Source organism: Streptomyces sp. NPDC003016, assembly GCF_053591455.1.
In genome coordinates, this window is record NZ_JBSFTV010000013.1 from 16,208 (window position 1) to 28,710 (window position 12,503).

Consider the following 12,503-nt stretch of genomic DNA (forward strand, 5'->3'; position numbering starts at 1 on the left):
GCTCAGAAGCTACTGGGCGGCAGCGGAAGAGGCAGTCCGGGCAGGCCGTCGATGCTCTGTGCGATGTGGTCCTTCTTGGTGAAGTACGCACTGAGCGATGCGTCGTCCTCACGCGAGAAGCGCTTGCCGTGCAGATCGCGATCTTCGTTGTACGACATGAAGGGCACCGCGTATCCGCAGGAGTCACGGACGAGTTCGGCCGTGACCACGATGATCGCGCGCAGCCCGTGCAGGGCCGGGTCGATGCCCGGGAAATGTGTGAGCAGTTCCCTGAAGCGCGGGTCGTCACGGAAGACGGGTTCGCCCCGGCCGTGCACCCGAACGATATTGGGCGGCCCCTGGAAGGCGCACCACATCACCGTGATCCGGCCGTTCTCCCGCAGATGCGCGATGGTCTCGGCAGTGCTGCCGGCGAAGTCGAGATAGGCGACCCGCTCCTCGTCGAGCACCGCGAAGGAGCCCTTGAGGCCCTTGGGGGAGAGGTTGACCGTGCCGTCACCGGCCAGCGGGGCGGTCGCGGTGAAGAACATCGGCTGCTCCTCTATGAAGGTGCGCAGCCTGCCGTCGATGCGTTCGTAAGTCTTTCCCATGCCTAAGGATTATGTAGGGAAACTATTCACCTGTCTAACGAGTCTGGTCGGCCCACTGGCGGACCTTGGCGTCCTCGTCCTCCCGCAGGGTTTGCAGGATCCGGAGTTGGCGGAGTCCGCCCTGTGCGGCGAGCAGCCGGATGGAGGCGAGTCGATGGTGCCGGGGGTGGTCCGGGGCGAGCCGGTCGACAAGGTGATCGACGGGGATCCGCCGAGCGGAAGGGGTGAGGGAGATGACGGTCTCACGCGTGACGGCCGGTGACGGGTCGTCGAGGAGCGGGATCAGGCGCCCGGCGTCGAAGACGTCCAGGGTGCGCAGGCCGGCCACGGCGCGGGACCGGATCGCGGGGTCCGGGTGCCCGGTCAGCGGCCACAGCAGCCCGGCGTCCTGGCGGTCCCCGCACTCGGCCAGCCCGACGGGCGCACCGATCGGCAGCGCGGCCGGGTCCCGCTCCGCGCACCAGGCCCGGTACACGGGCAGCGGATCGATGTCGTACTGCCGCATGACATAGCGGGCGCAGGCCCGCACCACGGGGGAGCGGTCGGCCAGGAACGGCTCCGCCTCCACGGGCCGCTCCGCCTTGCGCAGCGCGGTGACTCCCGCGGCGCGCACCTGTGGGTTGCGCGCGGCCAGCAGTGGACCGAGCACTTCGTCGTACGCATCCGGTCGTACGCCGGCGAGCGCGGCCCCGGCGCAGCAGCTCTGTACGACCACGTCCGGGCTCTGGGCCGCGATACGGGCGAACTCGGCGGGGGCCAGGGCCTGTTCGGCCGCGGCGATGCGGTGCGCGAAACGCCGGGTGTCGCGGTCGGCGCTGCCCAGCTGGGCTTTGAGATGGTCGTACGGCGGCGTACGCAGGGCCGCTTCGAGGAGCCCGGCGGCGAAGGCCCCGCGCTCGCGGCGGTCGATGCGGAGCAGCAGCGGGGCCAGGGCGGCCAGCTCCTCGGGGGTGCGGGCGGGAAGCTCGGCCCGCAGCAGCTCGCGGGCCCGGTCGCGTACGGGGGCGCCCCAGTCCGCGCAGCGGATCACGACCAGGGGGAGCAGGGCGGAGCCGGTCGGAACCCGGGCGAGGGCGGCCTCGCGGACGTGGCCGTCGGCGTCGCACAGGGCGAGGGCCAGGGCGGGCTCAGTGTCGTACGTGGCCGGGGGCAGGGCACGGAAGGCCGCGGGCCCGGCATCCGGGGAGGGCCGGGAGGAGGTGGCCTTGGGCGCGGCGCGGAGCGGGGGCAGGATGCGGCTCAGCCACCGACGGCGCGGAGGCGCGGGACGAGGGTGCACGGGACACAGCCGAGGGTTCGGTCGGGGGCGGGAGAGCCCACGCGCCTCGATGTCCAGCGAGATCCAGGCCGTCGGATCGTCCGTGTCGAGCGCGGAGCCGATGGGGGTGCCTTGCGCGAGCCGGTGTGCTGCCGACTCCCCGACTGTCTCTCGGCCGGTGTATTCGCTGGTCATGGCGGTCGGTCATCCCTGCTGTTCGACGGTGCCGCCGAGCGTACGGTGCCAAGGCAGGAGGAGTCGCCCGATATTTTCCCCACCCGGCCCGAGCCTCCGCTGCCCTCGGGCCTGCTGTCGGGACCCGGCCGGCACCAGCTCCCGGATGCGGACCTCCTTTGGCTGGGCATGGGCGTACCGGACCGCCTCGGCCACCGTCTCCGGCGCCGGCGAGGCGTTGGTCTTCTTCCACTCCTCGTAGCCGGCCTTGATCTCCTTGCTGGAGGTGTGCGACAGCGGCTCGGTCTCCACCGCGCCCGGCGCGATCACGGTAGCCCGCACCCCGTACGGGGCGACCTCCTCGCGCAGGTTCTCCGACATCGCGTGCACCACGAACTTGGTGCCGGCGTAGGCCGTGTGGTGGGCGAAGGTCTCGCGGCCCGCGACCGGACTGAGGTCGGCGAGGGTGCCGCGGCCGCGCTCCACCATGCCCGGGAGGACCGTACACACCCCGCTGAGCAGCGGTTCTGGCTCAGGTTCTGTGACGTGATCAGCGCCGGTCCGCGGCCTGCACACCGCTGGCGTCGGGCTCATGATCGTGTGGCTCAACGGCACCCACGGCGCAGGCAGGACGACGACCAGTGCACTCGTGCAGCAGCTGATCCCCGGATTCACGGGTGTTCGGCACCGAAAAGGCCGACGAGACACTCATGGACATCACGCCGGGGCGGCCCGCACATGGCTGCACGGCGAGGCCGAGGTCGTCGACACCACGCACCTCACTCCCGCCCAGGCCGCCCCGCAGATCGCGGAGGCCGTCAAGGGCTGAGGTTCGATCCGCCCGCCACGCGTTACCCGGCATGCAGGGAGGCGGGCGGCGTGCCCGGCAGCCTGCCGCGTCCGTCGACTGATCGACGAAGGTGACGACGGATTCGGCCTTTCGGTGTCAAGCAGAGCCACTGGATGCTGACGGACCATGCCGTTTGATGCCCGGGCCGTCGATCGGCGGGGCCGTAGGATGCGCCGGGCCCGCCGGCGTCGTACCTGCCCGGTGTCCGGCACGGATCACGAAGCCGCACCTGGAAGGGCCGCGTCACGCCGACGGCTCATCACGGGGTGGTGCGGCGTGATCCGCCTGGTGGATCGCGCGGATCGGGGTACACGGCTCGGCATGGCACCGAAGAATGATCACCTCATGTCCTTGCGGGCCGCGCGGCAGCTGCGCCGGACCCGCACTTTCTACGTCGCAGGTGTCCTGTTGTGGGCGGCCGCGGCGGCCTGGACGGGATGGACGCATCCTGGGAGTCGGCAGATGTGGGTCTCCATGCTTCTCCTCGCGGTTTTCACCGGATTGCTGTGCACGGCTTCCCTGTGGCTGCGGCGACTCCAGGCCGCCACACGCAACAGGCTGGCGCATCACGCTGCACCGCGACGCGTAGTCGCTCCCCGCCAGGCCTGAACCCGACCGCCACGAACTCGACGATGCTCGGGCCCGGCCACCCGAGGCCGATCTGTCAACTGCACCGACGTGGTGCTCCTGCCGGGCATCCCCGGCGAGTGCGTTATGGCGGAGGAGCTCCAGAATCAGGGCATGGACCTCCCCAAGCTGCTGGAAGCCGCTTCCCCTCAGCTTCTGGGAAACCCTGGCCACCGCCGCCGAGCGGATGCGGCTTGAGACCAGCGCGGCTCGGTGTCATTGGCGCTGCTATGAGACCCGAAACGGCATCATCCGAGCCGACCTCACCCTCCGCCCGGCTGCCCAAGACCAGGCCGGCGCGGGCCGGTTCGGTGCCGTTGAAGTCGGGTTGGATCGGAGCCCTGGCGTGACACCCGGACTCCCGTCTCGCCGGCGGAAGGCTCTCACCAGCCGCTGTGCGTGGCAACGTCTCGAACGTTTCCTGTCACACCCAGTCACCCTCCGGAGCAGCTGCCCGGAGCACCGCGCCTGCGTCTTCCACCAACGGCTCGCCGTGGGGCACGCACACTGTCTCCACCTCCAACGCGGCCAACCGCCGGAAGGAAGCGATGGCCTCCTCCCTGTCCACGTTGAACGGGCCGAGGATCGCCCGGCCCTCCATGGTGGCGACGATGTCACCTGGGAACAACACGCCGCTGGAAGCGAGATGGAGTGCGATGCCTCCCGGAGTGTGGCCTGGAACATGCAGGACGCGGACGGGCTCGGCCCAGCCGTCGAGGACGTCGCCGTCGCGCAGCTCAATGTCCACCGGAACATGCTTGGCAGGAGGTATGCCGGAGTCGCCGAATCCAGCCATGACCTGCTCATGAAGCACACGTTCCGAGGCAGTGAACACGGGCTCGGGTTCGGGGGCGGTGCCGCGGATGAACGGGGTGTCCAGCGCACCGGCCACAACTCGTGCGCCCGTGGCCGCGACGAGATCCGCAGCCGAGCCCGTATGGTCGCCGTGGGAGTGGGTCAGAACGATCTGCCGTACGTCTTGAGGACGGCCCCCGAGCTGATCGAGGGCCTTCAGGATCGCCGGGGCGGACCCCGGCACACCGGTATCGATCAGGGCGTATCCGTCCGGCAGACGCACGATGTGGACGTGCCCGACGGGGAAGGGCAACTGCCAGACGGCAGGGGTGATCTGGATGAGTTCCATGGCGTGACGCTATCGGGCGGCCGAGGGGCGGCCGGACCCTTTGTGCTGCGGGCGAATTATGCGCAGCGTGAACGGCAGGCCGCGGAAAGCCGATGGCTCCTGGGGAAAGTTCCGTCGGCGGCAGACACAGCGCACCACCCTGGTGCAGCGCCTTGACGGCGTAGGCGGAGCAACCCGGGGCGTACGGACACCACACGGGCAGCGCTGCGCTGACCTCCGTTGGATGGACACCCAGCTGGTCTCGTCCGTGGCGTCCTTGTGGTTCGCTCGCGGCCAGTGGTAGGCGTACCGCTCGCCCACGTAGCCGATGGCCCCGCGCTGGGCCGGGGACAGCCCCCGTGTCTGCGCGGCCGGTGCATCGTCCGGCCCGGCTGCCTCCCGGCCCTGAGGACCGCCTGGCCGGTTCCGGGGCCTGGGGACAGGTGAAGACCGCACGGCCACGGGGGCGCAGACCTGTGACCAGGGTCCGCTGGAGTTCGGTTGTCAGTTCGGCGAAGCCCCCGGGCGGGACGTGGAAGTCCCGGCCGCCGACACGGATCGTCTCCCTGCGGCGCTCACGCTCGCGGCGTGTGTTCTCCGCCTCGTCGCGTACCCGGTCCAGGTCGGTCTTGACCAGTCCGTGCAGGCTCGGTTCCATCGTGGCGGGCATGCGCTGCGGCCATTCGCCCAGAGTGCTCAGCCAGCGGATGGTGTCGGCGGGGGAGAGGAAGCGGAGGTCCAGTGCACCGGCCGCTTCGAGGCGTGCGGTGACATCCTCGGCGGGGTCCGCTGCGGTGAGGGCTGGGGGGGAAGGCGGTGTCCGGTCGCCTCGACCAGCGCGGCGAGCTCCCGCTCGTTGAACGCGTGGATGACATCGCGCACGGAGTCCCCGCCGACCTGTATCAACGAGATGATGTCTTCGACCGTCTGGTCCTGGGCGGACATCAGCATCACGATCGCCCGGCGTAACCGGACCGGGCCCTTCGCGGTCCGGCTGATCCGCTCCAGCCTGCGGCCCTCGTCCATGCTGACCGGCCGGACGAACACAACCGGTCGACGTCCCACGACCGCCTCCAAGATCAGGTCCTGGAGACAGTCTGCTGACCGCCGAGCAGCACGTCGATCACCCGGCCAACGATGTGAGCCGAGCCATTAGAACGGCATGCGGCCGCGGGCTCGTCGGCCGGCGGAGCCGCTGCGGCCCACGGCGTTGGAGCTGCTGCGGAAGGGCTTGCTGAAAATCCGGCCCAGGACCCCGGGGGCTTTGCCGCCGGCGCGTGTTCCGGCTCCCAGAGTCCGCTGCGTACCGCGTTCGGGGTGGCGGGACAGGCGGGGCACGAAGAAAGCGAGGACAGCGAGAACTGCGCAGACGGCGACAATACCGATGATCATCATGAAGGGCTCCTTGGGGTGAGGTGTGTGGTGCCACCTGCCCCGGTGGGCGGGGTGCATGCGCGGCGGCACGTGGCGGCCGGCAAGCGCACCATTGATACACCTCGTCCGGCAGGGGTGCAGTCGGCTCGCTGCGCCGGCCCGTCGGGCCGGATCGGTCGCCCCGTTCGCCGCCTTGTGCCAACCGGATGAGACCATGACCAGCGCTCAGTGAACTGAACGTCCTGACTACCCGGCAGGCCGACCGACAGGTGGTGACCGCTGTGCCTCGCCGCTGCACGGTACGGAGGCCCATGTGTTTGCCGTCCGTCATTTCGGGCACCCTCCATCAGCCTTACTCCCAAGTGAGCCCCACTACTGCGATTGCGACACTGCTCCGTGCCTGCCTTCGACGCCTTCAGCTCTGCTTTCCGACCGAAGGCGCCGCAGCGCCCGTCCGTGCCGCCCCCCGGGAGTCCGTCGGCGCCCGGGAGGGCGCCTGCGCCGCTCACTCCCCGTGAGATTTCGCTGGTCCGCATGAGCCTGGCGGTGGTCGAGTCGCAGGCGGCTGAGATGACGGTGTACTTCTACGCCATTTTGTTTGCTCGTTACCCGCAGGTCAGGCAGCTCTTCCCCGACAACATGGACCTCCAGCGCGACCGGTTGCTGCGGGGACTGCTGCGCATAGTCGACCTGGCCGACGATCCGGAGAACCTCGTGCGGTTCTGCTCCCTGCTGGGACGGGGCCACCGCAAGTTCGGGGCGCTCGAAGCTCATTACCCGGCGGTGGGCGAATGCCTCCTGGCTTCTCTGGCCCGCTTTGCCGGCACCGCCTGGACGGCGGAGGCGGCCACCGCCTGGACGCGCGCTTACACCACCGCATCGCGGGTCATGATCCTGGCTGCCGACGACGACGCCCGGCTGCGTCCCGCCACATGGCCCGCGCAGATCGTTCGGCACGTACACCGTGGGCACGGCATTGCCGAGATCACCGTCCAGCCAGAGATCCCGTACCTCTACACCGCGGGTCAGTACGTGAGCATGGAGACACCCTGGTATCCCAGAGCCTGGCGCCATTACTCCCCCGCCCACGCCCCGCGTCCGGACCACACCCTCACCTTTCACGTACGTGCCGTGGCCCGCGGACAGGTCAGCAATGCCTTGGTCCACCACGCGGCGTTGGGTGACACCGTGCAGCTGGGACCACCGCAAGGGGACATGACCCTGCAGGCGGCGGGTGACCGGGACCTGGTGTGCGTGGCAGGCGGAACCGGCCTCGCACCGATCCGTGCCCTGCTGGAGGAAGCAGCCCGGCGGGACATGCGGCGTCATGTCGATCTGTTCGTCGGGGCTCGTACCGGGGAAGAGCTCTACGGCCTGGACGACATGCTGCGGATGGCGCAACGCCACCACTGGCTCTCCGTACGCGCAGCCGTCTCCCACCAGCACATCGCCGGCCGGGAGGGCACTCTGCCGCAGGTTCTGCGTGACTTCGGCCCCTGGGGGCAGCGTGAGGCGTTCCTGTGCGGGCCGCCCGCCATGGTCACAGAAGCAGCCCAGATCCTGCTGCACGACGGGATGCCCGCGGCTCGCATCCACCACGACCCGGCGGATGTGCCTGTCCTCACCACACCCCTCGCACCTGCCCCGCACCGCCAGGGAAGCAGGCCCCTGTGACCAGCCACGCTGCCGCCTCGTGAGCGCTCAGCGCCCAGTCGCTGAATATGTTGGGCCAGGCAAGGGGGCCGCGGCCGCCAGCAGTGGTGTGGAACTCTCGAAGATCTTCTCAGCCTCGCGGGACGAAAGCCGGACTCTGGCCGGTGGCCGGACTTCGGTCCGGGGCGGGTGCCTTTGACGTTCGCGCTAGTTGTGGGAGGCCATGACGTTTATGCGGTTGCCGGCGGTGTCCGGGGTTTCGAGAGCGTGCTTGAGCGCCATCCGTGCCACGGGGGACAGGGACGGAGACGGTGGCGGGGACGCGGCAGTGAACCGTCATGGTGCGCGTCCGTCGAGGGACGCAAAGTCCCACGTGCCGTCTCCGGCCTCGTAGGCGCCAGGACGATTTCCCGTGCTCCGTGCTTCATGGCCACCGGGCCGGTCAGGCGGCAGCACGTACGCAGCCACCCGGCGGCGTCCTGCCGGTCCGCCCGACACGGATACTGCGCACGGCGGTGCTCGTCGAAGAGCCGCACCATGGTGACGAACCGGGCGAGGCTGCTGCCGGCCAGTACCCCACCGGGTCCGCCGCTGTCGTCGCGCAACACTTCGCCGGTGCTGCCGTTGAGCAGCAGTCCGGAGTGCATCCAGGTGCCCAACCCGATGTACGGCCCTCACCGTCGCAGCCGCTGAGCACTCCGCTGGGGCGCCACCGGGACCACAGAGCCTGCCATGACAACGGCACGCCCCTGTCGGTGAGTTCACGGGCGAAATCGATCCGTCCGCTGCTCATGGCGGCATGGTGCGGCCACGACACCCACCCCCCTTGGCCGACGGGCTCGATTCCCTGGGCCTCGAGGCTGCTGTCGGCGGTCCGGGCTTCCTAGGGGGTGTCCGCGATGAACCGGCGCAGGGCGGCGCACAGGCCCCCGGGATTGTCCAGCGGGATCAGGGTGCGGGAGTCGGGGATCTCCACGTAGCGGCCGTGCGGCAGCAGTTCGGCGAGCCGGCGACCGGTCTCGGGCGGCATCATGCGGTCCTCCGCCCCCCAGGCGACGAGGGCCGGGCGGTCGAACGTACGCAGGCGCTCGGCGGCCCGCAGGTAGGTGTCCTTGCGGGTGCTGCGCAGGAACGCGGCGAAGTCCCGGCGGACGGCGGGGTCGGTCAGCAGCGGGCCGTACCAGCGGCGGACGAGTTCGTACGGGATCGGATACTTGGCCATACCGCCCAGTGAGCTCTGCATCCCGGCGAGGAAGGGCGAGCGGAAGGACTGCAGGAGCAGAAACAGCCCGCCCGGGACGTGGACCGCGGCCTGCAGGATCCGGCCCTGGGTGCCCGGCGGGTAGTTGTCGAGGGCCTCGCAGGAGGTGAGCACCAGGCGGCCGACGCGCTTCTCATGGGTGCCCACGAGGAGCTGGGCGGTACCGGCGTCGTTCTGGACGAGGGTGACCGCGCGCAGGTCGAGGCGGTCCAGGAACTCGGCGAGCAGCGCGGCGACCCCGTGGGCGGACAGGTCGGCCCCGGGGCGCATGGGGCGCCGGTGGCTGCCGAGGGGGAGGACGGGAACGACGACGCGGAAATCCGCGCACAGGTCGTCCACCACCGGCTGCCAGAGGGACTCGTCGAATGCGACGCCGTGGACGAGGACGACCGTTTCCCGCGTGTCGTCAGGGCCCGTGCCCGTGCCGGTGTCGATGTAGTCGATGACGCCCGAGGCGAGTTCGATGGCAGGCATGCGCGTCCCCCGTTGCTGATCTATTTGATAGACCGATCTAGTGAGAGACTAGTCGCTATGACGACGACAAGCGACACCAGAGCGCGCATTCTGACCGCCGCGACCGAACTCTTCCGGCGCCAGGGGTACGCGGCCACCGGGATGAAGCAGATTGTGGTGACGGCCCAGGCGCCGTACGGATCCGCCTACCACTTCTTCCCGGGTGGCAAGGCACAGCTGGGCGAAGAGGTGGTCCGAACCTCCGGGGCGGCCTACCTGGCCTTGATCGGCGACCTGTTCGGCCAGGCCCCTGACCCGGTGCAAGCCACCCGCGAGGCTTTCCGTGGGGCGGCCGCCACCCTGGAGTCCCTGGACTTCGCCGACCCGTGTCCCATCGCCACCGTGGCCTTGGAGGTGGCGAGCACGCACGAGGGGCTGAGGTTGGCGACGTCCGAGGTCTTCGCCTCCTGGATCGACGCTCTGGCCGGCTACTACGCCTCCTGCGGTATCGGCTCACCCCGGACCACGGCGAGTTCGGTGATCGCTCTGCTGGAGGGTGCTTTCATGCTCGGCCGTGCCGACCGCTCCCCGGAGCCGGTGCTGGCGGCGGCCTCGGCGGCGGCCGCGATCGTGGCGGCGGCCGCCCAGGCCTGATCCCTTTCCGCTTCCGCCGTCCCCGCGTGGCTGACCACCAGAGATGGCCTCCAGGGATGAGCACCCGTTCGCGGCCTCGCCGCGGACGCCTCCCGGGATGAACCACCACTCGACGCTTCACCGGCCGACCACCGCGCTCAGTCACACTGTTCTGCCTGACCACCGGTGGCATCACGAGTCAGGCCCCAGCAACCGGCGTTCGTGTCCGGTCCCCGACGGAACGCGCTCTCGCCCGCTGCCCTTTTCTGCGTACCGGTCACGCAGAGCAGTTCCGGTGACGCCTGCCTGGAGGACGGCCGACGCGCGCGGCCGACCGGCTGTTCTGTACGAGCGTCTCGTGCAGGTCGGTGATGACCTGGACGGGGGCGTGGTGAGCCGGTCCAGCAGGCCGAGCAGGGACGGCTGGGCCTGCGCGGCCGGCTGGGCTCGGAACACGGGCGTCCGGCTCTCACCGCGACCTCCTGCCCGGCCCCGGAGTCTGTCGCGGGACAGGCGGGTGATGGCCCGTCAAGCTCCGTTGTCAGTGCCTCCTCATAGTGTGGAGACATCACTCGGGGAACCTCGGAGAAGGAGCGGAAACGTGTCCGCCAACAAGATCCAGCACAAGGTGAATCACGTCGCGCTGGTAGTGGACTGTTCAGGTTCCATGCGTCAGCACCAGAGCCAACTCGTCCGTGTCGTCGACGAGTTCGTGGCGGGCTTGAAGGCCGAGTCGGACAGCCTCGGTCATGAGACCCGGATCAGCCTCTACTCCTTCGACCACAAGGTGGAGAACCTGGTCTGGGACATGGACGTGAAGCATCTGCCGTCCATGCGGGGTCTGTACAAGGTCAACAATGGTGCTACGGCCCTCATCGAAGCCTCCCTGAAGTCCCTGGACGACCTGGGCCACATCTGGGAGGCGTACGGCGAGCACAGTTTCCTCCAGATCGTGGTGACGGATGGCGAGGAGAACGCCTCCGGCGGTGACAGACGGCACGACGGCGACATGGCCGTCCTCGGCCCCTGGCTCGACAAGATCGCGGCGAAGATGGGTGCGCTTGCGGACCACTGGACTTCCGCGATCCTCGTTCCGGACTCCCTGGCGAAACGAACCGCTCAGAACTACGGCTTCCCGGCCGGAAACATCGCCATCTGGGATGCGGATTCCCAGGAGGGTGTCGAGGAGGCGATCGGTACCGTGCGCGCTGCCGCCACCAGCTTCCTCCGTGGCCGCGAGCAGGGCGTGCGCGGAACGAAAAACCTGTTCACGGTCGGCCAGGACGTATCGATCGACGACGTGCGGGCGAACCTCGAACCGGTCCCGGCCGACAAGTATCGACTCCTGAAGGTCGACACGGAGGCCGAGATTCGGTCCTTCGTTGATTCACATCCGGGCGTGACGTACGAACGAGGGTCGTGTTACTACCAGTTGGGCACCCGAGTTCAGGTTCAGCCCGACAAGGAAGTCATCGTGGTCGAGAAGGACACCGACCGCGCATACACGGGCGACGCGGCACGCAGTCTTCTGTTCGGCACGGGTATCCAGGGGACCGTCTCCGTGAAGGCGGGGCACAATCCCAAGTTGGAGGTATACGTGCAAAGTCGTTCGGTGAACAGAAAGCTCAAGCCGAAGACGCGTCTGCTCATCATGCTCTGAACTTCACGAGAAGGGCGTAGAGCAGCTGGTCCATGACCAGCTGCGAAGGGGCGGTCAGTCGTGGGCCTCACCCGACGTCGGTTCCGCGGGCCAGGTCGTGCACGTCCTGGCCGCCGTCCTGGCAGAGAGCGGCTGCGGTCGGAGACAGGAGCCCGTGACCCTTTCAGGGGGACGAGCACCGAGCCCTTCGAAGGTTCGACGCGAAACACCCAACAGGCCGGCGCGAACGCAAGGCGGCCAGATCGAGTGCCCAGTCACCACCGGTGTGGCGGGTCTCCAGCGTGGTCGCTCCTCAGAAGGAGACGTCGATGTAGTCGATGTCGGTGAGGTGGACTTCGAGGTGGTCGGCGCGGGTTCCGTTGTCTTTGAAGTAGACCTCTTGAAGGCCTTCGGCGACGATGCCGCGGAGCTGGTCGTCCCCGGCGCCTTGTCGCTGGGCTTGGAAAAGGCGGTCGGCGTAGTGGTGGGGGAGATGGACGGTGAGGCGGCGCATGCGGCCGTCGTCGGTGGTGCCGATGGGCGCGGTGTAGCCGAAGCGGGCGCGGGTCTCGATGGTGATACCGGTACGGGTAGCGGCCTGCTTGCGGCGGCGCCCCCGGACCTGAGGCTGCCAGCGGGCACGGACCGCGGTGTCGATCCGGTCGGCGATCTCCTGGGGAGGGTTTCTCCGTTCGCCTTTGCGGTAGCGCTCCACCGACCGCTGACTGACACCGAGCTCCCGGGCCACGGCCTTGGTCGTCTTCAGCTTGCCCATGAGGAAGTTGATGCGGGCCTTGAGACTCTTGGGCGGCTCACGGGTGAATGCCTCACGGTCCGCGCGGTCCAGGGCGTCGTCGATGTCCCCCAC

General features: G+C 69.2%; 11 protein-coding genes and 1 pseudogene. 4 read left to right on the plus strand and 8 right to left on the minus strand.

Annotated elements, in window-relative coordinates; genetic code table 11:
* Positions 1 to 2 precede the first annotated feature (2 nt).
* From ACWDZ4_RS13385 to ACWDZ4_RS13395, 3 genes are read right to left on the minus strand one after another with little or no spacing between them, the layout of a single operon-like run.
* Positions 3 to 590: a pyridoxamine 5'-phosphate oxidase family protein gene (locus ACWDZ4_RS13385; protein ID WP_451508524.1), complete on the minus strand. Its 588-nt coding sequence runs from the start codon at positions 588 to 590 to the stop codon at positions 3 to 5.
* A 34-nt stretch (positions 591 to 624) separates the two neighbouring features.
* A complete protein-coding gene (locus tag ACWDZ4_RS13390; RefSeq protein WP_451508525.1) occupies positions 625 to 2,043 on the minus strand; it encodes a hypothetical protein in 1,419 nt (472 codons plus the stop codon).
* A gap of 9 nt (positions 2,044 to 2,052) precedes the next feature.
* Positions 2,053 to 2,616: an SDR family oxidoreductase gene (locus ACWDZ4_RS13395; RefSeq protein ID WP_451508526.1), complete on the minus strand. Its 564-nt coding sequence runs from the start codon at positions 2,614 to 2,616 to the stop codon at positions 2,053 to 2,055.
* Here ACWDZ4_RS13395 and ACWDZ4_RS13400 point away from each other — a divergent pair.
* Positions 2,615 to 2,851 (plus strand): annotated as a pseudogene (locus ACWDZ4_RS13400) (hypothetical protein). The gene ACWDZ4_RS13395 and the pseudogene ACWDZ4_RS13400 overlap by 2 nt on opposite strands.
* Before the next feature lie 1,072 nt (positions 2,852 to 3,923).
* Here ACWDZ4_RS13400 and ACWDZ4_RS13405 read toward each other — a convergent pair.
* The 3 genes from ACWDZ4_RS13405 to ACWDZ4_RS13415 all read right to left on the minus strand — a co-directional run bounded on the left by ACWDZ4_RS13405 (position 3,924) and on the right by ACWDZ4_RS13415 (position 6,017).
* Positions 3,924 to 4,643 (minus strand): MBL fold metallo-hydrolase, encoded by a 720-nt coding sequence (locus tag ACWDZ4_RS13405; protein ID WP_451508527.1) that lies wholly within the window; start codon positions 4,641 to 4,643, stop codon positions 3,924 to 3,926.
* Positions 4,644 to 5,318: 675 nt separating this feature from the next.
* Positions 5,319 to 5,687, minus strand: a complete 369-nt coding sequence (locus ACWDZ4_RS13410) for a hypothetical protein (protein WP_451508528.1) — start codon at positions 5,685 to 5,687, stop codon at positions 5,319 to 5,321.
* Between the two features lie 87 nt (positions 5,688 to 5,774).
* Positions 5,775 to 6,017, minus strand: a complete 243-nt coding sequence (locus ACWDZ4_RS13415; protein WP_451508529.1) for a DUF6411 family protein — start codon at positions 6,015 to 6,017, stop codon at positions 5,775 to 5,777.
* A gap of 513 nt (positions 6,018 to 6,530) precedes the next feature.
* Between ACWDZ4_RS13415 and ACWDZ4_RS13420 the strand changes: the two genes are divergently transcribed.
* Positions 6,531 to 7,670 carry a globin domain-containing protein gene (locus ACWDZ4_RS13420; RefSeq protein WP_451508530.1) on the plus strand — a complete coding sequence of 380 codons (1,140 nt, stop codon included), beginning with the start codon at positions 6,531 to 6,533 and terminating at the stop codon, positions 7,668 to 7,670.
* Between the two features lie 862 nt (positions 7,671 to 8,532).
* Here the strand turns inward: ACWDZ4_RS13420 and ACWDZ4_RS13425 are convergent.
* Positions 8,533 to 9,384 (minus strand): alpha/beta fold hydrolase, encoded by an 852-nt coding sequence (locus ACWDZ4_RS13425; protein WP_451508531.1) that lies wholly within the window; start codon positions 9,382 to 9,384, stop codon positions 8,533 to 8,535.
* Positions 9,385 to 9,441: 57 nt separating this feature from the next.
* Between ACWDZ4_RS13425 and ACWDZ4_RS13430 the strand changes: the two genes are divergently transcribed.
* Complete coding sequence (locus ACWDZ4_RS13430; RefSeq protein WP_451508532.1) at positions 9,442 to 10,017, plus strand: TetR/AcrR family transcriptional regulator; 576 nt, start codon at positions 9,442 to 9,444, stop codon at positions 10,015 to 10,017.
* Between the two features lie 580 nt (positions 10,018 to 10,597).
* Positions 10,598 to 11,656 (plus strand): VWA domain-containing protein, encoded by a 1,059-nt coding sequence (locus tag ACWDZ4_RS13435; protein WP_451508533.1) that lies wholly within the window; start codon positions 10,598 to 10,600, stop codon positions 11,654 to 11,656.
* Between the two features lie 292 nt (positions 11,657 to 11,948).
* Here the strand turns inward: ACWDZ4_RS13435 and tpg are convergent, their stop codons facing one another.
* Positions 11,949 to 12,503: a telomere-protecting terminal protein Tpg gene (tpg, locus tag ACWDZ4_RS13440; RefSeq protein ID WP_451508534.1), complete on the minus strand. Its 555-nt coding sequence runs from the start codon at positions 12,501 to 12,503 to the stop codon at positions 11,949 to 11,951.